At 63.9% G+C, this 21,495-nt stretch carries 18 protein-coding genes and 1 other RNA gene; 10 read left to right on the top strand and 9 right to left on the bottom strand.

All coding sequences use genetic code 11. The features are described from left to right. Positions 1-107 precede the first annotated feature (107 nt). From VKP62_02580 to VKP62_02565, 4 genes are all read left to right on the top strand, one after another. A complete protein-coding gene (locus tag VKP62_02580; protein ID MEB3196066.1) occupies positions 108-572 on the top strand; it encodes a hypothetical protein in 465 nt (154 codons plus the stop codon). Between the two features lie 67 nt (positions 573-639). Then, positions 640-1,443 carry an enoyl-CoA hydratase/isomerase family protein gene (locus tag VKP62_02575; protein MEB3196065.1) on the top strand — a complete coding sequence of 268 codons (804 nt, stop codon included), beginning with the start codon at positions 640-642 and terminating at the stop codon, positions 1,441-1,443. Between the two features lie 28 nt (positions 1,444-1,471). After that, positions 1,472-2,659 carry an acetyl-CoA C-acetyltransferase gene (locus VKP62_02570; protein ID MEB3196064.1) on the top strand — a complete coding sequence of 396 codons (1,188 nt, stop codon included), beginning with the start codon at positions 1,472-1,474 and terminating at the stop codon, positions 2,657-2,659. Positions 2,660-2,672: 13 nt separating this feature from the next. After that, positions 2,673-3,548 (top strand): 3-hydroxybutyryl-CoA dehydrogenase, encoded by an 876-nt coding sequence (locus VKP62_02565; protein ID MEB3196063.1) that lies wholly within the window; start codon positions 2,673-2,675, stop codon positions 3,546-3,548. Between the two features lie 14 nt (positions 3,549-3,562). Here VKP62_02565 and VKP62_02560 read toward each other — a convergent pair whose 3' ends face one another. Beyond that, complete coding sequence (locus VKP62_02560) at positions 3,563-5,194, bottom strand: diguanylate cyclase (GenBank protein ID MEB3196062.1); 1,632 nt, start codon at positions 5,192-5,194, stop codon at positions 3,563-3,565. Between the two features lie 358 nt (positions 5,195-5,552). Here VKP62_02560 and VKP62_02555 point away from each other — a divergent pair, with 358 nt between their 5' ends. From VKP62_02555 to glgB, 5 genes are all read left to right on the top strand, one after another. Next, positions 5,553-7,865: an acyl-CoA dehydrogenase family protein gene (locus VKP62_02555; GenBank protein ID MEB3196061.1), complete on the top strand. Its 2,313-nt coding sequence runs from the start codon at positions 5,553-5,555 to the stop codon at positions 7,863-7,865. Then, the gene (gene meaB / locus VKP62_02550; protein ID MEB3196060.1) at positions 7,862-8,821 is read left to right on the top strand and encodes a methylmalonyl Co-A mutase-associated GTPase MeaB; all 960 of its coding nucleotides are present in this window, start codon (positions 7,862-7,864) and stop codon (positions 8,819-8,821) included. The genes VKP62_02555 and meaB overlap by 4 nt, the downstream gene beginning before the upstream one ends. A 240-nt stretch (positions 8,822-9,061) precedes the next feature. Continuing rightward, complete coding sequence (locus VKP62_02545) at positions 9,062-9,775, top strand: hypothetical protein (GenBank protein ID MEB3196059.1); 714 nt, start codon at positions 9,062-9,064, stop codon at positions 9,773-9,775. A 92-nt stretch (positions 9,776-9,867) separates the two neighbouring features. Next, the gene (glgX, locus tag VKP62_02540) at positions 9,868-12,009 is read left to right on the top strand and encodes a glycogen debranching protein GlgX (protein ID MEB3196058.1); all 2,142 of its coding nucleotides are present in this window, start codon (positions 9,868-9,870) and stop codon (positions 12,007-12,009) included. Next, positions 12,006-14,147 (top strand): 1,4-alpha-glucan branching protein GlgB, encoded by a 2,142-nt coding sequence (glgB, locus tag VKP62_02535; protein ID MEB3196057.1) that lies wholly within the window; start codon positions 12,006-12,008, stop codon positions 14,145-14,147. Before glgX ends, glgB begins: the two co-directional genes overlap by 4 nt. A 72-nt stretch (positions 14,148-14,219) precedes the next feature. Here the strand turns inward: glgB and aroB are convergent, their stop codons facing one another. From aroB to aroE, 4 genes are read right to left on the bottom strand one after another with little or no spacing between them, the layout of a single operon-like run. Continuing rightward, positions 14,220-15,788 (bottom strand): 3-dehydroquinate synthase, encoded by a 1,569-nt coding sequence (aroB, locus tag VKP62_02530; protein MEB3196056.1) that lies wholly within the window; start codon positions 15,786-15,788, stop codon positions 14,220-14,222. Then, positions 15,785-16,246 carry a type II 3-dehydroquinate dehydratase gene (gene aroQ / locus VKP62_02525; GenBank protein ID MEB3196055.1) on the bottom strand — a complete coding sequence of 154 codons (462 nt, stop codon included), beginning with the start codon at positions 16,244-16,246 and terminating at the stop codon, positions 15,785-15,787. Before aroQ ends, aroB begins: the two co-directional genes overlap by 4 nt. Next, complete coding sequence (aroC, locus tag VKP62_02520) at positions 16,243-17,451, bottom strand: chorismate synthase (GenBank protein ID MEB3196054.1); 1,209 nt, start codon at positions 17,449-17,451, stop codon at positions 16,243-16,245. The genes aroQ and aroC overlap by 4 nt, the downstream gene beginning before the upstream one ends. 11 nt (positions 17,452-17,462) lie before the next feature. Continuing rightward, positions 17,463-18,347, bottom strand: coding sequence for a shikimate dehydrogenase (gene aroE, locus VKP62_02515; protein MEB3196053.1), 885 nt, complete (start codon positions 18,345-18,347; stop codon positions 17,463-17,465). Positions 18,348-18,498: 151 nt separating this feature from the next. On the opposite strand from aroE, the gene VKP62_02510 reads away from it, so the two are divergent. Beyond that, positions 18,499-18,657 (top strand): hypothetical protein, encoded by a 159-nt coding sequence (locus tag VKP62_02510; GenBank protein ID MEB3196052.1) that lies wholly within the window; start codon positions 18,499-18,501, stop codon positions 18,655-18,657. Between the two features lie 70 nt (positions 18,658-18,727). On the opposite strand, the gene VKP62_02505 is transcribed toward VKP62_02510, so the two are convergent. The 4 genes from VKP62_02505 to ssrA all read right to left on the bottom strand — a co-directional run bounded on the left by VKP62_02505 (position 18,728) and on the right by ssrA (position 21,369). Further along, positions 18,728-19,018 (bottom strand): hypothetical protein, encoded by a 291-nt coding sequence (locus VKP62_02505; protein MEB3196051.1) that lies wholly within the window; start codon positions 19,016-19,018, stop codon positions 18,728-18,730. A 197-nt stretch (positions 19,019-19,215) separates the two neighbouring features. Further along, complete coding sequence (locus VKP62_02500) at positions 19,216-19,512, bottom strand: hypothetical protein (protein ID MEB3196050.1); 297 nt, start codon at positions 19,510-19,512, stop codon at positions 19,216-19,218. A gap of 314 nt (positions 19,513-19,826) precedes the next feature. Beyond that, entirely contained in the window at positions 19,827-20,783 is a 957-nt protein-coding gene (locus tag VKP62_02495) for a 2-oxoglutarate and iron-dependent oxygenase domain-containing protein (protein ID MEB3196049.1), read from the bottom strand. Between the two features lie 188 nt (positions 20,784-20,971). Next, positions 20,972-21,369, bottom strand: a transfer-messenger RNA (tmRNA) gene (ssrA, locus tag VKP62_02490). Positions 21,370-21,495 lie beyond the last annotated feature (126 nt).

The raw sequence follows: 21,495 nt of genomic DNA, 5'->3' as shown, positions 1-21,495 counted from the left end.
AAGGCGCCGACCTTGACGAACGTGGCAGGATTGTCCAGGATCGGGGGCCCGGCCTGGCGTCATCGGCAATTTCGCCCACCGACAGCTCGGGTGACGAGGTGAGTGTCGTGTCCTTCCTTTCCCAGCTTCGCGCGTTCGCCCTGCTGACCACCGTCGCGTTCAGCGCCGGCTGCACGTTCAATTACAGCGCCATGCGCGAGGCGCAGATCGGCCACCTCCAGCTGGCCCCGTTGACGCCCGACCAGTACGAAATCGTCGGGGACGTCAAAGGCTCCGGGAAGGCCACCTACTTTCTGTTTTTTGAACTCAACAACCAGACGCAATATGAAGGCGAATTCCTGCCAGGAGGTTGGGGGTTCAAGGACTGGTTCCTGAACTCGGCCTACCGCATGGCGCATTTTCAAGCCATCAAGAGCGCGGCGGGAGCAGATGCGCTGGTCGCGCCGCGCTATGAGGTGCAGACCTGGGGCGCGCCCGGTATCCTCACCACCACCACGGTGACGGTCTACGCCAAGGCCATCCGGTTGAAGGCCACGCGGGGCGCCGAGCTGCCGGCATCCCCCAAGCCCTGACCCTTCCCCGGCCCTTCGTTCCGACCTGGTATAATTCGGCGTCGGCCCCACCGCTCAAAGGCAGAGCATGGCTACGCGTACGAAGGTCAGCCACCGGGATGACGTGGCATTCTTGACCCTGTCCAGCTCGGACGGTCTCCACGTGCTGTCGCTCCAAGCGATGGCTGAGCTGCGCGAGGTGCTCCAACAATTGGCGGGGCAACCGGCGCTGCGGGCCGTCGTGTTGACGGCCGAGGGGTCGCGCGCCTTCTCGGCGGGAGCCGACCTCCGCGAACTGGCCCGCTTGCAGCCGGAGGCGGCGATCGCCTTCAGCCAGGCCGGCCAGGCCACCACCCTCGCGCTGGCCCAGCTGGAGGTCCCGACGATCGCGGTGCTGCCGGGCCCCGCCTTCGGCGGCGGCGTGGAACTGGCCTTGGCCTGCGATTTTCGCTTGCTGGAAACGCGCGCCCAGTTACACTACCGCGCGGCTGAGCTGGGTCTGTTACCCGGCTGGGGTGGGACACAACGCTTGCCCCGTTTGGTCGGGGAAGGCCGGGCGAGCTGGATGATGATGGCCTGCGAGCCTGTCCCCGCCATCCGTGCGGCGGAATGGGGCCTGGCTCACGGCGTGGCCGCCGGACCGGAGCTGGACGCCGCCTTGACCGATTGGTTGGCGCGCCTGGTTCGCCTGGACGTCACGGCGCTGGGCGCGATCAAGGCGGCCATTCGCGCGCATGCCCCTTTCAACTTCGAGGCGGAGCAGCGCGCCTTTGCCGCTTGCTTTGCATCCGGAGCCACCCAGGCCCGGATCGAGACCTGGTTGCGCCTCTCGCGAGCCGCCACCGCATCCCCCCCCACGTCCCCTTCGGCGTCGGCCGGAAGCCAGTCTTGAACCCGACGCCACAGACCAGGAGCACACCATGGGCCGTACCGTCATCGTCAGTGCCATCCGCACCCCCTTCGCCAAATTATCGGGCGCGTTGTCCCCTTTGACCGCCGTGGACCTCGGTTCGATGGTCATCCAGGAAGCCCTTCGGCGTGCCGGCGTCGCCCCCGCGGATGTCGACAACGTCCTGATGGGTACCGTGCTGCAGGCCGGCGTGGGCCAAATTCCCGCCCGCCAGGCCGCCATCAAGGCGGGCATCCCGGTCACCGCGTCAGCCTTGACCATCAACAAGGTGTGCGCCAGCGGTCTGCGCGCTGTCACGCTGGCGGACACCCTCCTGAGAGCCGATGAAGGCCGCGTCATGGTCGCCGGTGGGATGGAATCCATGACCCACGCCCCCTACCTGCTGAAGAAGGCTCGGGGCGGTTACCGCATGGGTCACGGCGAGTTGCTTGATTCGATGATCAGCGATGGGCTCTGGTGCGCTTTCCACGACGTTCACATGGGGGTACACGGCTCCACGGTGGCGCGAGAATACGAGATCAGTCGCGAAGCCCAGGACGCCTGGGCCGCTCGCTCACATCAGCGGGCTCACGCGGCGTGGGAGGCGGGTGCATTTGCCAACGAGGTCATCTCGGTGGCCGTGCCCGCCGGCAAGGGTGAAACGGTGGCGTTCACACGAGATGAGAGCATCCGGGCCGACACAACCGCCGAGAAACTGGCCAAGCTCAAGCCGGCCTTCGGCGCCGATGGGACGATCACGGCGGGCAACGCCCCGGGCGTGAATGACGGCGCCGGCGCGTTGGTTCTCATGTCCGAAGAGGAAGCCGCTCGGCGCGGGCTCACCCCGCTGGCGGCGATCGTCGCCCACGCCATGGTCGGCCAGGAAGCGCCCTACCTCCACACGGTGCCGGCCCTGGCCATTCAGAAGGCGCTGTCCAAGGCCGGTCTGGGCCTGGACGCCCTCGACCGGATCGAGATCAATGAGGCCTTCGCGGCCGTCGCCCTGACCAGCACCAAGTTGCTCGGAGCAGACCCCGAACGCGTCAATGTGAACGGCGGGGCCGTGGCCATGGGGCACCCCATCGGAGCCAGTGGCGCCCGCATCGTGGCCACCCTGACCCACCAGTTGATTGCCAGCAAGGGCCGCTACGGGGCGGCCGCCATCTGTTCCGGGGCCGCGCAAGGCGACGCGGTCATCCTCGAAAACCTTCAACGCTAGGAGTACGTGCAACATGACGATCGACCACGTGGGCCTCATCGGGGCCGGGCAAATGGGTTCAGGGATCGCCCAGGTCTTCGCGACCAGCGGTTTCCGTGTCACCGTCTACGACGCGCACGCGGGACAGCTGGAACGCGCAGCCAAGGGCATCGCCGGAAGCCTGGGCAAATTCGTCGATAAGGGAAAGCTGGCTCCGGAACAACGGGACGCGGCGATTGCGCGGTTGAGCTACAGCCAGGACCTCAGCGCTCTGGCCAGCTGCGATCTGGTCGTGGAAGCCATCGTCGAGAATCTGGACGTGAAACTGGCCTTATTCCGGGAACTCAGCGACCTGGTCCGGCCCGACGCCATTCTGGCGTCCAATACCAGCTCACTCCCGATCACCCAAATGGCCGCGGTCGTGGCCCATCCGAGTCGCTTCATCGGCATGCACTTCATGAACCCGGTGCCCCTGATGCAGCTGGTGGAAGTCATCCGGGGCCTCAAAACCTCTGACGAGGTGCATGCCACGGTGATGAGGCTGGCAAGGGAACTCGGAAAAACCCCGGTGACGGTCAACGACGCCGCGGGGTTCGTCAGCAACCGGGTCTTGCTGCCGATGATCAATGAGGCGTTTTTCGCCCTTCACGAAGGGGTGGCGAATGCCGAGGACATCGACACGGTGATGAAGTTGGGCATGAACCACCCGATGGGCCCGCTCACCCTGGCGGACTTTATCGGCCTCGACACCTGCCTGTCGATCATGGAGGTGCTACACGCGGAACTGGGCGATGACAAATATCGCCCCTGCCCGTTGCTGCGCAAATACGTGCGAGCAGGCCTGTTTGGTCGCAAAACCGGCGAAGGTGTGTTCCGCTACGACGCGGCCCCGGTAGCAGCCGGGCGCTGAGACACGGGCCGCCGTCAGGCGGTGGGAGGAGGAACGGCCGCAAGCGAACAACGATTGCGGCCGTTCTGCTTGCTGTGATAAAGCGCCTGGTCGGCGCGCTCGAACAGTTGGGTGGCCGTGCCCCCGTGGACCGGGAAGACCCCCACACCGACCGACACGGTCACGCGCAAGCTCTCGCCGTTGGGGCCGGGCAATGGCGTGTTTTCAATATTTTGCCGAATCCGTTCTGCCACGATCATCGCGCCGTCGGCATTGGTTTCCGGCAACATCAACACCAATTCCTCCCCACCGTAGCGGCCTGGGATGTCGAGCCCCTGTCGGATCGCTCGCTTGATGATGTGGGCCACCAGCTTGATCACCTCATCGCCCGTCTGATGCCCGTAGGTGTCGTTGAACCGCTTGAAATGGTCGATATCGAGCACCAGCAGCGAAAACATCCGCCCGTACCGAGCGGAACGGTTGGCCTCCTCCTCCATCCGGACCATGAAGAAGGAGCGCACGTACAAGGAGGTCAGGCCATCCGTGGTGGCCTGGCGATAAAGCCTCGCATTGTCGATGGCGAGGCTGGCCACATTGGCGATGTTGGTGAGAATCGCCATCTCCTTTTCAAGGGATTGCATGGCGGTGGACTTGGCGTCGATGTAGAGAATGCCGGACAGTCCCTGCTGGCCCTTCAACGGCACGGCCACCACCGAGTTCAGCTTCAAGCTGACCACCGACAACTTGCTGGAGAACTCCTCATCAGAGGCGGTATCCAGGACATAGACGCCTTCTTGGGTCTGAAGTACCTTCTGGCAGACGCTGCGGGAGATCTCGCGGCTGGCCTGAGCGTTCAACGGCCCCCCATGATCGCGTCCTGCCCCGAAGCGCAGCTGACCGTTGTTCATCAGCAGAATGAAGGCACGCTCAGACTGCGTGACGTCCATCGTGATGGCGGCCACCTGATCCAACAACTGGTCCAGTTCCAGCGTGCGGGAAATGGCCTGGTAGAGTTTGTTCAGCAATTCCAGGTTCTGGCGCCTGGCCGTCTGTTCGGCCATGCTGCGCACGGCTTGCCCGGCCCGCGTGATGATCTGCCCCAGCGCCTGAAAGAGCTTGAGGTCGCGCCGAGGAAAGGGAACCCCGTCCGAGCGGTCGAAGTACAGCACGCCATCGAGGCGATCGCCTTCCCTCAGGGGCAGGGCCAGCAGACTCGACAGGGGAACATCGTAGGCCGCAGCCTCCTCGGCAATGTCGGCCTGCTGCGACACGTCGTCGAGCAGGACCATCTGGCCATGCTCAAACACCCGGTCCACGACCAAGCGCGCAATCTTTTGATAGATCCAGGCGTTGCCGTCAGCCTGGTTGCTGGCGCGCAGACGGTCGACAAAGGTCTTGTCGGAGTCCCGCAGTGTCAAGAAAGCCCGCTCCGCCCCCGCGATCGGCAGCAAGGCCGTCAAGGCCCGATCCAGCACCTGCGAGATGTCCAAGGCCCCGCCCACAGACGCGGCAAACTCGGTCACCTGAGCCACGCGGTCTTCCGCTGAGGGGGCGCCGCTCGACGCAAATTCCGACGCCACGGGGTCAAGCCGATCCAGATGCCCCTCGAGCTGCTTCAGCAGGGAGCGGATCTCCTCGATCTGTGTGCCAGGCCCCGTATGCTGCACCAAGCGGAAGTGCCTCCGGACACGGCCCTTGGCCACGCTTCTTCAAGCCACGTGGCGACGACCGCCTGCGATCCCAATCAAGCGCCGTTTTCATGTTCTTACCCCAAGCACCCGAAGCCTACCCCTTCGGCCGATTCTTTTTCCCGTCCAGCGCGAGAAAGTGCTGGCCGGGTCGCCGTCCGAACACCGGCAGACTGCGGTATAATGCAGTTGGACGCTACTTTCCGGGTCCAGCCCCCTGTGGCTTACCTGGCGCGTCGGCGGTGCCTGGTCTTCGGGTTCAGGCGTCGCCCCCGCATTCCCCTTGGGGAGACACGCCGCAACGAAGCGGACGTCTCACGATCGCGAGGTCTAGCCGATGTGCGCCACCGCTGTTGAAAGTCACTCGAACGCTTTGATTGAAATGGTTCGCTCGTTCGCAGAACGCGAACTGGCCCCTCATGCCGCCCGCTGGGACCGCGAAGCCGTCTTCCCGGTGGACACTTTCCGGGAAATGGGTCGGCTGGGACTGCTCGGAATTCCTCTGCCCGAACAGTACGGCGGGGGCGGCGGGTCGGTTCAGGACTACATCCTGGCGGTCGAGGAAATTGCCAAGGCAGACGCGGGGGTCGGCTGTGCCTATTCCGTGCACGTCTCCGCCGTGGCCATGACGATCGCAGCCTTCGGCAGCGAGGAGCAAAAAGCCCGTTACCTCCCCAAGATGGCCACCGGCGAGTGGATCGGCGCCTACGCGCTGACGGAACCCGGTCATGGTTCGGATGCGGGCCATCTGCAAGCCAAAGCGGTCCGTGACGGGGATGGATGGGTCTTGAGCGGCACCAAGCAGTGGATCACCAACGCAGGCTATGCCCAGGCCTTCCTGGTGTTTGCCCGAACCAACGCCGACGAGCCTGGCCCCAAGGGCATCACGTGCTTCATCGTGGAAGCCGGCACGCCGGGGCTCGAGGTGGGTCGCGTCACGCACAAGATGGGTGTGCGCAGCAGTGACACGCGTGACCTGGTCCTGAATCAGGTGCGGGTGACAGACGCCCAGATCCTCGGGAGCCTGGGAGGTGGGTTCACCATCGCGATGCGGGCGCTGGATTCCGGCCGGATCGGCATCGCGGCCCAGGCCGTCGGCATTGCCACCGCCGCGCTGGAGGCGGCCAAGCGGTTTGCGCTGGAGCGGGAGTCATTCGGCCAGTCGATCGCCAAGTTCCAGGCCATCCAGTGGAAGTTCGCGGATGGGGCCACCCGTCTTCAGGCCGCCCGATTGCTGGTTCAAAAGGCCGCCCAGCTGCGCAATGACGGCCGGCCTCACACCCTGGCGGGCTCCATGGCCAAGCTGTATGCCTCCAAGACCTGCCGGGAGATCTGCAACGAGGCGGTGCAGATCCACGGGGGCTACGGATACACGGATGAATTCCCCGTCGAACGCCATTACCGGGACGCCAAGATCACCGAGATTTACGAGGGCACCAGTGAAATCCAGAAGCTGGTCATCTGGCGCAACATTCAGTCGATGACGGACCACTTTGAAAAACTGGCCGACAGCTACCTCAATGAAGAACAGCGCATGGCCCGCGACATGATGGCGGAGCTGGCCTACGGACAGTTTGCCGGCCGGGCCATGGAGATCGACCATACCGAGGAGATCCCCTGGGACAACATCCAGGCGATGCGCGACGCTGGTGTGCTCGGCCTTCCCATCGAGGAAGCCTACGGCGGGGGCGGCTCCGATTACGTCTCGTTCGCCATCATGAGCGAGGTGTTCGCCGAAACCTGTGCCACCACCAGCGTGATCATGGACGCCCACATCTCGCTGGCGATGAAGCCGATCGCCCTGTTCGGGACGGAAGCGCAAAAGCAGGCCTGGCTGCCTCGGATGGCGACCGGGGAATGGCTCGGTTGCTTCGCCCTGACCGAACCCAACAGCGGGTCGGATGCCGGCTCCTTGCGCACCACGGCGGTCCGCGACGGCGATGACTACATCCTGAATGGCGGCAAGGTCTTCATCACGAACGGTTCCTTCTCCAAGGTCGCGATCGTCTTTGCCTCCACCGATCTGTCCAAGGGCAACAAGGGCATCAGTGCTTTTATTGTCGACACCGCCTCTCCCGGCTTCGTGGTCGGCAAGAAGGAAGAAAAGATGGGCATTCGCGCCTCTGACACGCGGGCCCTGTTCTTCGAAAACCTCCGCGTGCCGGCCGCCAACCGGCTGGGTGAAGAGGGTCAGGGCTTCAAGGTTGCCCTCGCCACCCTTGACGGCGGCCGCATCGGCATTGGCGCACAGGCCATCGGGATCGCGCACGGCGCCTTCATCAAGGCCTTGAAGTACACGCAGGAACGAGAGCAGTTCAAGCAGAAAATCGCCGACTTCCAAGGCGTCCAGTTCATGCTGGCCGAAATGGCCACCGAGATCGAAGCCGCCCGCTTGCTGGTGCGCTACGGCGCGGAGCTGAAAGACGCCGGCGAGAAGTTCAACATGGTGGCGTCCATGGGCAAATTGCTTGCCTCGGAGGTGGCCTCCTGGGCAGCCAACCGCGCCGTCCAGTTGCACGGTGGTTACGGATTCGTGCGGGAATACGAGGTCGAACGCTACATGCGCGATGCCAAGATCACGGAACTGTACGAAGGCACCAGCGAAATCCAACGGCTCGTGATCGGGTCGAACTATCTGGGCGTGCGATGACAGACCTGGGGGCGATCGCAACGGCGGTGCTCGCCGCCCGACCGCGTGCGATCGCCCGCGCCATCTCTTACTTGGAGGATGGCCATCCTCAGGCTGGTGAACTGCTGGCCCTGCTCTTCCCTCACACGGGCAAGGCCTGGACGATCGGGATCACGGGACCTCCAGGCGCTGGCAAGAGCACCCTGGTGGATCGCTTGGCAGAGGCCATACGCCAGCGCGGCTTCACCCTTGCTGTGGTCGCCGTCGATCCCGCCAGCCCCTTCAGCGGAGGGGCGATTCTGGGGGATCGCATCCGCATGGCGGGGTTGGCCGCTGACCCCGGCGTGTATGTGCGCTCGATGAGCAATCGGGGGCACCTCGGTGGGGTCGCGACGGCCACGGAATCGGCCATCCACGTGCTTGATGCGGCGGGCTTCGACGTGATCGTGATCGAGACGGTCGGGGTGGGCCAATCTGAGATCGAGATCGCGGAACTCGCGGACACCACCGTGCTCGTTCAACCACCCCACCTCGGGGACGGCATTCAGGCCGTGAAGGCCGGCATCATGGAGGTGCCGCAGGTCTTTCTCTTGAACAAGGCTGATCTGCCGGGTGCCCGGCAGGCGGCGGCGGAAATCGAGGGTTATCTCGATCTGGTCTCTTGGAGCGCCCAAACCTGGCGCCCGCCGGTGGTGCTGGTCAGCGCAACCTCGGCCGAAGCACTGGGCGTTGACGAGGCCTGTGCGGCGATGCTGCGTCATCGGGAATGGCTCCAGCAGGACGCCCGTCTGGCGACCGCCCGGCAAGTCCGGGCCAGGCGATCACTTTGGCGCGAGGCCGATCGCCTGCTCCAAGCGCAGTTGCGCGCCCGGGTGAGCAAGTCTGGCGAGGAATCGCTCCTCGATGACATTCTCTCCCGCCGCCTGACCCCGGAAGTGGCCGCCCGTCAACTGATCGCCTCCGTTTGGCCCGTTTGAAACTTGCGCCCCCCATCGCGGCAGACCGCTCTGCTCGCGGCCCATGGGCCGCGTAACGCTACCTTGACACGCAACCAGCCCCAAGTCGAAAAAAACCTGTCGGTGTCAGGGTTTCACCAGTTTTCGGTCGCTTTTTGACCCGCGCAAGCCAATCAAACATCCGTTCTATCTCTGAATGCGTGATCCTCCCCCAGGTCTGGTGACTCTGTTCGCCACTGGGACGCTCCGAAGGGATAGACCATGAAGATTGTGCTCTCCGGGATGCTCGACACGCTCAACACCAAACGGCAAACGGCCACCCTGACGGTCCGTCGTCGTGGCAAAGACGCGCCACAAAGCGACTCGGTGCAACTGCGCTTCCATTCGCCAGAGGCCTTCACCGCCTTTGCTTCCCGCCACACCAAAGGCACACACTTGCTCCTGACGGGCCTGCTCCGCCTGCAGCAAGTGCCGCTGCTCGATCCCGCCACCCGGGCGCCGGTCACAGGAAGCCAGGGCAAGGAAGTGACCCAACCCCAACTGTCCCTGGAAGTTCGTGAGGCTCGCCGGGTGGAGTGGCACGATGAGGGCGACCTCCTTTACGCCCACGGCCTGGTGAGCGTGGTGGACACGCGCGAAGGCCTGCGCCAGAGTGCCGCCGGCCTCCCGTACCTCCGGGTCAGAGTGGCCTACAACCATTTCAAGCGTCCCCACGAAAGCGAAGCGCAAGCCGACTTCTATGACCTGGTGGCGTTCGGTGGAACGGCCGAGAGCCTCGCCAATCTGGAGAAAGGCGAGCGATTCTTGCTGGAACACGCGATCCCGACGACCCACAGTTACGCGCTGCGTGACCTGAGTTTGGCGGACGGCAGCCCCGTGATGCGCCAAGGCATCGAACTGACCCTGCGAGAATTCAGCTACCTGCCGCGCCCACGCGCGCGTGACGCCCGTCCGGAATCGGCGCTTCCGTTTTAGTCCGCATGCGGGTGGCCGGGCGTCGTGGTATACATGAACGCCCGGCTGGCGCAGGTGGGGACCGTGCCGGCCTCTGGCGGGGAGACTCCTGCGTGCGCGTTTGGCCCGGTAAATCATATCCCCTGGGGGCCACCTGGGATGGGCGAGGCACCAATTTCGCCATCTTCTCGGAATATGCTACGGGCGTTGACCTCTGCCTGTTTGACAGCCCTCAGGCCCTGCGTGAGACGAGCCGCATCCCGCTGACCGAACGCACGGATATGGTCTGGCACGCCTACCTGCCGGACGTCCGGCCGGGGCAACTATACGGTTACCGCGTCCACGGCCCCTTCAAGCCCAAGCAGGGGCACCGCTTCAATGCCAACAAGGTGATGATCGACCCCTACGCGCGGGCTGTTGGGAGATCGTTGTGCTGGTCCGATGAAATCTTCTCTTATCCGCTCGGCCACGCCGAGGTCGATCTGGCCTTCGACAAACGGGACAACGCCCCGTTTGCGCCGCTGGCGGTGGTGGTCGATCCCCACTTCGACTGGGAGGGCGATCGCCCTCCCCAGGTGCCCTGGCACGACACCGTCATCTATGAAACCCACGTGCGCGGGTTCACCCGCCTGAACCCGCAGGTGCCTGTGGCCGAGCGAGGAACCTACCTCGGGGTGGCCTCTGATGCGGCGATCGCCCACCTGAAGCAGCTTGGCGTGACGGCCGTGGAATTGCTTCCGGTGCATCAGCATGCCATCGATGGACATCTGGTCAAACATGGCCTGAGCAATTACTGGGGCTACAACACGCTGGGCTACTTCGCTCCAGATGTGCGCTACGCCAGCGGCGCAACGCCGCAGGACGCGGTGAACGAATTCAAAGCCATGGTCAAACGGCTGCACGCCGCGAACATCGAAGTGATCTTGGACGTCGTCTACAACCACACCTGCGAAGGCAGCGAACTGGGCCCGACGCTTTCGCTGCGCGGCATCGACAACGCGTGCTATTACCGCCTGGTAGACGGGAATCGCCGCTACTACCAGGACTTTACGGGCTGTGGCAACACGCTGAACATGCAACACCCTCGCGTGTTGCAACTCATCATGGACTCGTTGCGCTACTGGGTGCAGGAGATGCATGTCGACGGATTCCGCTTCGACCTGGCCAGTGCGTTGGCGCGAGAACTCTTTGCCGTCGACCGTCTGTCGTCCTTCTTCGACATCATTCACCAGGACCCGGTGCTCTCGCAGGTCAAGCTGATCGCAGAACCGTGGGATCTCGGAGAGGGCGGATACATGGTGGGCAACTTTCCGGTCGGCTGGACGGAATGGAACGGGCAGTATCGCGACACCCTTCGACGGTTCTGGAAAGGGGACGGCGGTCTGGCGCCGCAGTTGGCCTTGCGATTGGCCGGCAGCCCGGACCTCTACCAGGACGACGGCCGGGCGCCCCACGCCAGCATCAACTTCATCACCTGCCACGACGGTTTCACCATGCGCGACCTGGTGACCTACAACCACAAGCACAATGCCGCCAACCGGGAAGACAATCGCGACGGTGAAAACCACAACAATAGCTGGAATTGCGGGGTAGAAGGCGAAACGCTGGAAGAAGCGATCCTGGCGCTGCGCGGCCAACAGATGCGTAACCTGATGGCCAGTCTGCTGCTCTCCCAGGGGGTTCCCATGATCAGCGGGGGCGACGAGTATGCACGCTCCCAGCGCGGGAACAACAACGCCTATTGCCAGGACAATGAACTGGCCTGGCAGCCCTGGCTGGTTTCAGATGAGCAGCGCCGCTTCTTCGACTTCGTCTGTCGCTGTCTCGCCTTGCGTCGCGAGCACCCGGTTTTGCGCCGTCGGCGTTTCTGGAAGGGTCGGGTCATCCCTGGCTCGAACGTCAAGGATATGACCTGGTTCGAGCCGTCCGGCCGCGAAATGACCACCTCCAGTTGGAAACAAGATTTCGTCCGCTGCCTGGGGTTGCGCCTCATGGGGGATGCCATCTCAGAAACGGACCCCGAAGGTCGTCCCATCCGCGGAGATTCGCTTTTCCTGATGCTGAACGCTCACCACGATGCGATTCCCTTCGCTTTGCCCGTCGCTCCCGGCTATGGCGCCTGGGAGGTGTTGCTCGACACCGCCGTCGAGTCTCCTGCTCCATTGCTGAGAAGGCCTGGAGACCGTTACGATCTGTCAGAACGGTCTCTGGTGCTGCTCAATGCCCGTCGCGCCGCCGAGGATAACCAACCATGACCACCAAGTCCCGCAAGAAGACCCCCAAGCCTGCTGAATCCGTCGTTCCGGTGAGCCCGGAACTGACCCCATTCGATCTCTACCTGTTGAACCAGGGCTGCCACTATCTCGCCTACGAGAAGATGGGCGCCCACCCGATGGAACGGGACGGGGAGCGCGGGTGGTACTTCGCCGTGTGGGCCCCCAATGCGCGGGAAGTTTCGGTGATCGGCGATTGGAACCTCTGGCAGCACGGCCAGCACGCGCTGAGCTTCGATCCGGCGGCTGGCATCTGGAGTGGCTTCTTCACGGCTCCAAGCGCTGGAGCCCGCTACAAATTCTCCATCATCTCAGGCGCCAGCAACCACTATGTGGCCAAGGCCGACCCTTACGCTTTCGCCACCGAGCAACCTCCGGGAACCGCCTCCGTGCTCACGGACCTGGCAGGCTATGCCTGGGGCGATGGCGCCTGGATGGAGGGACGAGCCGCCAGACAGGCCCCCGAGGCCCCCATCTCCATCTACGAGGTTCATCTGGGTTCGTGGCGACGTGGCGCCGATGGCAATTGGCTGAGCTATCGAGATATGGCCCCCCAATTGGCCGCTTACGCGGCCGAGATGGGCTACACCCACGTCGAACTCTTGCCCATCACGGAACATCCCTTCTACGGGTCGTGGGGCTACCAAACCACGGCCTACTTTGCCCCCACGGCCCGCTTTGGAAGCCCTCACGATCTCAAGTACCTGATCGACACGCTGCATCAAGCCGGCGTGGGGGTCATCCTCGACTGGGTGCCCGCCCATTTCCCTCGGGACGAGCACGGTCTGGCCTATTTCGACGGGACCCACCTTTACGAGCACCAGGATCCCCGCCAAGGGCTCCACGCGCACTGGAATACGTTCATCTTCAACTACGGGCGTCGCGAGGTCGCGAATTTCCTGATCGCCAGCGCCATGTTCTGGCTCCGTGAGTATCACATCGATGGGTTGCGGGTCGATGCGGTGGCTTCGATGCTGTACCTGGATTACGGCCGCTCCGAGGGAGATTGGGTGCCGAACGCCTTCGGGGGACGCGAGAACCTGGATGCGATTGGCTTCCTGAGACATTTCAACGAGGTCATCGCGCAGCAATGTCCCGGAGCGATCACCATCGCCGAAGAAAGCACGGCCTGGCCGCGCGTGACGGGTTCACCGGCCGAAGGCGGACTGGGCTTCACCTTCAAGTGGAACATGGGCTGGATGCACGACATGCTCGACTACATGGCCACCGACCCGGTCTACCGTCGCTACCACCACAACCGGCTGACCTTCTCGATGATGTACGCCTACTCGGAGCGGTACGTGCTGTCCTTCTCGCACGACGAGGTCGTCCACCTGAAACGCTCGATGTCTGGCAAGATGCCGGGCGACGACTGGCAAAAGCTCGCCAATCTACGCCTGTTACTTGGTTATATGACGGGCCACCCCGGCAAAAAGCTGCTCTTCATGGGACAGGAATTCGGCCAGTGGTGGGAATGGAACCACGACACCTCCCTGGCCTGGCACCTGCTGCAAGAACCCGCCCACCTGGGGCTCTCCAACTGGTCACGCGACCTGAACCGGCTGCTCACGGCAGAAAAGGCCCTCTCAGCGGGAGACTATCATCCCTGGGGCTTCAAGTGGGTCGATTGTCACGACGCCGACCACAGCATCGTGAGTTTTCTCCGTTATGACCAGGAAGACCCAGAACAGGCCTTGCTGTTTGTCTCCAACTTCACCCCGGTGCCCCGTTCGGCCTATCGCCTGGGCGTGCCCTGGGAGGGGCCCTGGACCGAGGTGCTCAATTCGGATGCGCAGGTCTATGGTGGCAGTGGGCTGGGGAACATGGGGCAGGTTCAGGCCGAGGACATTGCCTGGCACGGCCACTCCCACAGCCTGAACGTGATGCTCCCGCCTTTGTCCACCGTGGTATTCAAGGCGCCGCCGCGTCCACGACCCGAATTGCCGGAGCCGACGCTGGAGCCCAGCGCAGCCTCCTCGACGGAACCGTCCGACGGGCCGCAGAAAGTTCCCCCCAAGGCCGGGAAAAAGTCCAAGGCGCAGCCGGAGGGGACTGCGGCGACACCGCGTCGAAGCGCCCCGCGACGGGCCACGACGCGAGCCAAGAAGGACGAGACCTGACACAGAGGTCCTAGAGGTATAGCCGGCCTGAACCTGACTCAGGCCGGCTATACGACGGGTGACCGTCCCGAGTCAGGCCCGCAGGGTGGCCCACACCTCCGCCTCGGACACAATCGCAAGCGAAGCCCCGCCGCCCGCGCGCGGCAACGCCATTCGGATGCCCTCGCCGCGATTCTTCTTGTCATGGCCCATGGCCTCGATCAGCGCTTGCCCATCAACCGGCGGACACTGGGTCGGTAGCGCGAAACGCTGCAAGAGGGCTTCCAGACGTTCGCACAGGCGGGCCTCGTATTCCCCTCTGGCGACGGCCAGACGGGCCTCGAGCAAGAGCCCCAGGCCGACGGCCTCTCCGTGCAGCAGTCCCCCGAAGGCCTGCACGCTTTCGATGGCGTGCGCCAGGGTGTGGCCCAGATTAAGGCCAGCGCGCGGACCATCGGGCCGCTCCCGTTCATCTTCCGCCACGATTCGCGCCTTGATCGCGATACAGCGAGCCACCAAGGTAGTCAACACCGGCAGGGAACGCGCGGCGATCGCCACCGCCTCTGCTTCCAGAAACTCCAGCAAACCATCGTTTGTCAGGAGGGCATACTTGACCACCTCTCCCAGTCCGGCAGTGAACTCGCGAGCGGGCAGGGTCAGCAAGGTGGCGGGATCAACCAGCACCGCAGCAGGCTGGTGGAAAGCGCCCACGAGGTTTTTCAGATGACGGTGATTGATGGCCACCTTTCCCCCGACGGAGGCATCCACCTGGGCCAGCAAGGTGGTCGGGACTTGCATGAACGGGATCCCCCGCATGTAGGTGGCCGCCACGAAGCCGGCCAGATCGCCCACCATTCCGCCCCCGAGACTGATGATCGGGCTTTCGCGATGCAGGCCGGCCCGTAAGGCGGCATCCACCAGTTGTTGGGACACTTCCCAGGATTTGCTCGCTTCCCCCGCGGGCACCACGCGCAAGGCCGGTCGCCAGCCCGCCAGGGTCAACGTCGCCAGCGCCAATTCCAGGTACCAGGAGGGGACGCCGTCATCCGAGACCAGCAGGCAAGGCCCTGGGGCACCGGGCAAATAGGCGGGGAGGCGCACCAATTCGCCCGGTGCGACCGTCACCTGATACTGACGATCCCCCAGCGCCACCGGAATCGCCTGCTCGTGCCCGAAGAGGTCCTGCACGATGTGCGCCGCCAGCGCGGCGGGATCTCCCGCACTGGTGTCATAGGCGAGCGCAAAGCGATCGTACTGAAGACGTCTGACCGCGAGCCTGGCGGCGAACAGCTCCCGGTCTCTCGCGAGCGGACGCTCCTGACTGCGCTGGACCCGCTCCCACAGAACCTCCAAGGGGGCGTCCAGGCAAACGACGGTGCCCAGCCCAGCCAGCAGCGCGCGGGTCTCCTCCTCGATCATGGCGCCGGCTCCTGTCGCTACCACCAGGCGGGTTCGCGGTACGAGGGTGGCGATCGCCTGACGCTCCCACAGGCGAAACAGGTTCTCCCCCTCGGCGAACAGGTCACTGACGGTACGGCCCGCCATCTGCTCCACCAGATCGTCGGTATCGACGAAATCCCAGCCCAGTTGCGCTGCCAGGGCACGGCCCACGCTGGTCTTGCCGGACCCCATGTAGCCGGTGAGAACGATGCCCAGGATCACGTGGCGTGGCCTCCATCTCGACGACGCACCAATTTGACGGCCGCTTGCAAGCCCAGCGTGTAGCTCTCCGTGCCCAGCCCTGCCACCACGCCGTCCACCACCGGAGCCACCAGGGAACGGGCACGAAAGTCCTCTCGCTGCCAGATGTTCGAGAGATGAACCTCGATCTTGACCCCTTGAAAAATCGCCAGCGCATCGCGAAGGGAGACGGACGTGTGGGTCAGCCCCGCCGGATTGATCACGATGGCCGACACCCCCTGGGCCACCGCCCCGTGGACCCATTCAACCAGCGCCCCTTCGTGATTCGATTGCAGGCAGGTGACCTCCGCCCCCATCGCGGCACCCCGACTGTGCAGCATCGCATCGAGGTCCACCAGACTCGTCGTCCCGTAGACGTCCGGTTCTCGCACGCCGAGCATATTGAGGTTGGGACCGTGCAGCACCCACAAGGAAATCACGTGGAACCCCTCTCCTCGACGCCGCGCGGCCCCAATCGCCGGGATTGAAGGTCCTGGCCCACCTCGAAGTGAGCCATGAACTCCGCGAGCGAATCGCCTCCGAACTTCTCGAGGCACGCTTCGGCCAGCACCCAAGCGACCATGGCCTCGGCCACCACACTGGCCGCCGGCACGGCACAGGCATCCGTGCGTTCGAAATGGGCCGGCGCCGGTTCGCCCGACGAGAGGTCCACAGCGGGCAACGGCCGCGGCAAGGTCGAAATGGGCTTTTTGGCCGCCAGGAGCACCAGCGGTTGGCCATTGGTCATGCCCCCCTCCAGCCCGCCGGCGCGATTCGACCCACGCGCGTAGCCTTGCGCAAAGCCGTCGTGGGCCTGGTGACCGGTGCGTGACGCCAGTTCGAAGGCATCGCCGATCGCGACCCCTTTGATGGCAGGAATGCTCATGACCGCCTGTGCCAATCTCCCGTCCAGCCGACGATCCCACTGCACGTGGGAGCCCAGACCCACCGGCAAGGGAGTCGTGCGAACCGCGATCACGCCCCCCAGCGAGGTACCCTGACGTTTGGCCTCATCAATCGCGGCCACCATGGCGACACTCGCCTCGCCGTCGCCGCAGCGGACAGGGGAGGCCTCCAGGGCGGCGCAGGCAGCCGGCCAATCGCTCCAGAAGCCCTCTTCAACCGTCGCCTTGACGTCGCCTATCTGCACCACATGGCCCACCACCTCGACCCCCAGCGAGGCCAGCAAGCGGGCGGCGATCGCCCCCGCGGCCACCCGCGCCGCCGTCTCGCGCGCGCTGGCCCGCTCCAGCACGTCCCTCACATCGTCCACCCCATACTTCAAGGCCCCCGCAAAGTCGGCATGACCGGGTCGCACCCGCGTGACCCGGCGCAAAGCCAGCTGGGCCTCCCGCTCGGCATCCTCAGGGTCACGTGGCAATGCGCTCATGGCGCCCAGCCAGTTGGCGTGGTCACGATTCTGAATCTGCAAAGCCACCGGGGCCCCTGACGTCAAGCCCAGGCGCACTCCCCCCGTGAACTCGACCGCGTCGGACTCAATTTTCATGCGGCCCCCACGGCCGTAACCGGCCTGGCGACGTCGCAGCGCGCGATTGAGCACCTCCGCTTCCAGGCACAGACCGGCCGGCAGACCTTCCACGATCACCGTCAGCGCGGGACCGTGAGACTCACCCGCCGTCAGCATCCGCAGGCGCGTCACGGTCTGGACTCCGACACCGCCACCTCCGTCAGCAACGCGTGAGGCAGCACCGCGTCCCGCATGGCTTGCCGCGACGGAGAATGCCCGGTCCAGCGTTCGAAGGAAAGGGCAGCCTGTTCGATCAACATGTCCAAGCCATCCAGCGCTAGCAAGCCCCGATGGCGGGCGCGCCGAATCAGGGGAGTGACGCGAGGTCGGTAGACCAGGTCATAGACGATGGCGTGGTCAGGGAGAGCCGCGACCGCCTCGACGGTCAGCGGACACCCCTCTCCCCGCGTGCCCAGCGGGGTCGCATTGACCACCAGATCACAGCCTGACAGGAGGGCCCCAGCCGTCGGAAGGTCAGTCAGGCTCTGGGCTTCACCCAGGCGGTCAGGCAGAATCTGTCGGCGGAACCCGGCGGCAGCGTCCTCGTTGCGAGCCGCCACGTGAATGGTGGTCACCCCCCGTTCTCGCAGGGCCAAGGCCACCGCCCGCGCTGCACCACCAGCCCCCAGGATCAAGGCGGTGGAGCCATTTCCCAGCGACTCCGGCAGGGTCCTGAGAAAACCCAGGTAGTCTGTGTTATCCCCGATCCAGCGATCGCCTTCCCAAAAAATCGTGTTGACCGCACCGATTTGGCGAGCCACCTCCGTGAGCCCATCGAGGTGGGCCATCACGGCCACCTTGTGCGGGATCGTGACATTCACGCCTTGCGGACGGAAAGCCCGCATGGCGCGCAATCCCTCCGCAAAATGTTCGGTGGAGAGGGTGACCGCCTCATAGCGTCCAGGAAGTGAAGCCTGGGCAAGCGCGGCGTGGTGAAGCACTGGGGAAAGGCTGTGGGCCACCGGGTCACCAATCAGCACATAGACGGGAACAGGATGGGAGCGAGAAGGCATGATGTCACCAGCGTAATCGAAAGCGGGTGGGCTGGAAAGCACCGGTTACAGAGCCGGCTTGCAAGGGTACGTGAAGGGCGCCAGACCCGATGTCGTGGCGTCATCGATTCCCCGCCCCCTGCAGCAAGGAACCTTCATGATCTGCCCGTTGATGAGTTACGCTGCCAATCAGGTTCCGTGTGCCCGCGAGCAATGCGCCATGTGGGACAAGCGTGAGGACGCGTGCGGCTTCCTGGCCCTGGGGCACCGGGTGCAGGACAGCATCCAGGACCTCGTCATGACCCTGAACGACATCAAGGTCAAATTCTAAAAGGAACAGCGCTGCTGGAAGGCAGCGCTGAAGAGTCCATCCGCATGACCAGGCCCCGCGGGCCTGGTTTTTATTCGTGATCAGTCAGCAGACGGCGTTCAATCAGAGCGAAAAAAGGATCGCTGGTCGACTCGCCCTTGGCGTCGAGAGACAACTTGTCCCCTTGCGCGATGACGGCTGCCACAGGGCGGCCCTCCGCCGGTCCGACCTCCCCCCGCGCGCGCGCCAGGTCGTCCTCATCCTTGCTCTTGCGCCCCTCCCAGGGATTGGCGCGCAGACGTTGCGTCAACCAGAGGCGCCTGGCCGATTCGTCATCCCTGGAGTAATTGCGTGGACTGGTTTCATTCGCCCGTTCAAGCACGCCACCCTCCTCTCAAGTGTCCTTCTGACGATCTTTCCTGGCGCGAGCCTTCCGTGCCGTCTCGTGCAGAAGTGCAAACGATGGATCTTCCATGATGCGCTTCGCCAAGCCCTCAACGTGCCTTTCGGTCGCCGGCGAGTCGGAGAGTTGCCGGGTTGATTTCGAAGCATTCCCCTTGGATGGGTCGGTCATGGTCTTCAACCGACCAGCGAAACCACATCGTTGAGCGATTGCACGGCGAGGTTGCGCGCAAAGACGGCAGGATCATCGTGGTAGGCTGCAGCCAGACGATCCAGCGCCGCAGTCGAAGCAGCCGCGACTGACGCATTGGTGGCCGACGTGGCCGTAGAGCGAACCAGAGAATCGCTTGAGAATGCCGCACTGGCAGAGCCGGAGCGGGCCGCGTCCTTGGAACTGTCGGGGGCAGCGCCGGCAGCCACGCGCTTGGTCAGGCCGTTGACGTGCGTTCCGCTGTTGGAATTGATCATGGTCATGGTTTGTCCCTCTGTGCTACTTCCCGTTTCACCGCAGGCGCTTCCAGCCGTCCACTGAGGCCGATGGGCGCGGTTCACATGATGGTGTATCGGGCCCGGTCATGAAAACTTGCGAGTTTAAAATGGGTTTATACGAATATTTGTTGAGAAATTAATGGAAGCGATCACGTCGGCGCAAAATCGCGAGGGGCCTTGGTGTGGGGTTCAAAGAAGCAAGCTGACGACGGTTAACTTGTGACTAACGTCACAAGCAGGCCGCCACGGCGAGTCGGAACGCGACGAGCGCCTCGCCCGCCCCCCCCCGGCCCCGAAGGCTACTTCAACAGGCCGATCTCGCGCAACCGCTGGTTCAAGAAAGCGCCGGCCGTGATGGCAGGAAAGCGGCTGGGATTGTCGGCGGTGTCACAACAGGGCAGGCATTCGATGTTGAACTCGCTGTAAGGATGAACGAAGTAGGGCAACGAATAGCGCACGGTGTTCTCACCGGCCGGGTTGACGACGCGGTGGGTGGTGGCGGGTATCACGCCGTTGGTCAAGCGGCTCAACATATCGCCCGCATCCACCACCAATTGGCCGGCAAGCGCATCGATGGCGACCCACTCGTTGTCGCGTGTCAAGATTTCCAGGCCGGCAGCCGTCGACTCGCACAGAATGGTGATCATGTTGATGTCTTCGTGAGCGGCCGCCCGGACCGCGTTGGGGGGCATACCAGGCTGGAGCGGCGGGTAATGAATCGCCCGTAAGATGTGGTTGCCATTTTCAATGGCGCCCACAAAGTAATCACGGTCAGCCAATTCGAAGTAATCCCCCAAGGCGCGCAGAAGAATGCGGGCATTGGCCTCGAGCTGTTCAAACAGGGTCAAGGTGACGGAGCGTAGCGCCGGCAACTCGTCAGGCCAGACGTTGTCGGGATACTGGCCTTGCATCGGATGCCCCGGCTGCAGTTCCCGCCCCACGTGCCAGAACTCCTTGAGATCCCCCACGGCATTGTCCTTGGCGTGCTCCTTCATGAAGCCGGTGAAGCCCCGTTGCCCCCCCACGCCTGCATAGCGTTCCTTGGCTTCCTTGGGCAATTGAAAAAACGATTCGAACAGCTGGTAAGTCTGTCGAATCAAGGCAGGGTCCACCTGGTGATTCTCGATGGCCACAAAGCCGAGTTCACGCAGGCCCTCGCCCCAGGTTCTGACGAACTCTGCCTTCTGGTTGGCATCGCCCTGGGTGTAGTGCTGCATATTCAAAACGGGAATTTGAATTCGCGCCGTGGTGCTCATCGGTTCTCCTCAAACTGGACAAAGGCTCACTCGCCTGACTGCTGAACGCTGCCGCGCAGCGCCATCGAACCGCCTCCAATATGCCCAGGCGACGAGAAGCTGTCACGTGGTGCGATCAGATTGGACCCGGCAACGAAGAAAAACCGCCCGCAATTGGAGCGGGCGGTTTTCACGGGCCTGAGCCTTTCAGGTGGAGATGGCGAGAATTGAACTCGCGTCCCGAAAGCAAACCATGGCAGCGTCTACGTGTGTAGCCTGGGAATTGGTTAACGCCAGCCACCTCTCCTCGGCGCAAGGAAGCTGACGCGAGTCTCCTGAATCTTAGCCCGCAGACAGCAGACGCATCTGACGGGAGCAACCGACTGATTTGCCGATAAGGCCGGCCGGTGCGGCCTTATCAGAGTCTGTTATCCTGAGGTCAAACCTAGGCCGCGATTGCGGCGGCCCGGGTGGACTTGGGGGTAACAGCGGTCAAGAAGGTAGGCTTCTTGGCACTTGTTGGTTTGCCGCTGGTTTAACGTGTAACGTCGGCATCCACGACACGCAACCACCACCGTCGACTCCCGGTCGAAACCGTGACATCCCCGTGGTGTGCTCTCACCATAGGGATTTTTCGCCCTGCTGTCAACCAGACAAGCGCTTGGCGAGCCCCTTTCAGAAATGCATTCGGGGTGGTGTGCTGACACCCGCAGGGTAGAACAAAACGGGCCCC

The sequence above is a fragment of the Candidatus Sericytochromatia bacterium genome (genome assembly GCA_035285325.1).
Lineage (GTDB): Bacteria > Cyanobacteriota > Sericytochromatia > S15B-MN24 > JAQBPE01 > JAYKJB01.
This window is presented reverse-complemented; position numbering and strand designations above follow the sequence as displayed.

Bases quoted from the DNA above. Each gene is read 5' to 3' on its own strand.
- VKP62_02510 (MEB3196052.1), top strand. From the start codon at position 18,499: ATGAGTTACGCTGCCAATCAGGTTCCGTGTGCCCGCGAGCAATGCGCC.
- VKP62_02545 (MEB3196059.1), top strand. From the start codon at position 9,062: ATGAAGATTGTGCTCTCCGGGATGCTCGACACGCTCAACACCAAACGG.
- VKP62_02565 (MEB3196063.1), top strand. From the start codon at position 2,673: ATGACGATCGACCACGTGGGCCTCATCGGGGCCGGGCAAATGGGTTCA.
- VKP62_02495 (MEB3196049.1), bottom strand. From the start codon at position 20,783: ATGAGCACCACGGCGCGAATTCAAATTCCCGTTTTGAATATGCAGCAC.
- VKP62_02500 (MEB3196050.1), bottom strand. From the start codon at position 19,512: ATGACCATGATCAATTCCAACAGCGGAACGCACGTCAACGGCCTGACC.
- VKP62_02575 (MEB3196065.1), top strand. From the start codon at position 640: ATGGCTACGCGTACGAAGGTCAGCCACCGGGATGACGTGGCATTCTTG.
- aroE (MEB3196053.1), bottom strand. From the start codon at position 18,347: ATGCCTTCTCGCTCCCATCCTGTTCCCGTCTATGTGCTGATTGGTGAC.
- meaB (MEB3196060.1), top strand. From the start codon at position 7,862: ATGACAGACCTGGGGGCGATCGCAACGGCGGTGCTCGCCGCCCGACCG.
- glgB (MEB3196057.1), top strand. From the start codon at position 12,006: ATGACCACCAAGTCCCGCAAGAAGACCCCCAAGCCTGCTGAATCCGTC.
- VKP62_02570 (MEB3196064.1), top strand. From the start codon at position 1,472: ATGGGCCGTACCGTCATCGTCAGTGCCATCCGCACCCCCTTCGCCAAA.
- aroC (MEB3196054.1), bottom strand. From the start codon at position 17,451: ATGCTGACGGCGGGTGAGTCTCACGGTCCCGCGCTGACGGTGATCGTG.
- VKP62_02555 (MEB3196061.1), top strand. From the start codon at position 5,553: ATGTGCGCCACCGCTGTTGAAAGTCACTCGAACGCTTTGATTGAAATG.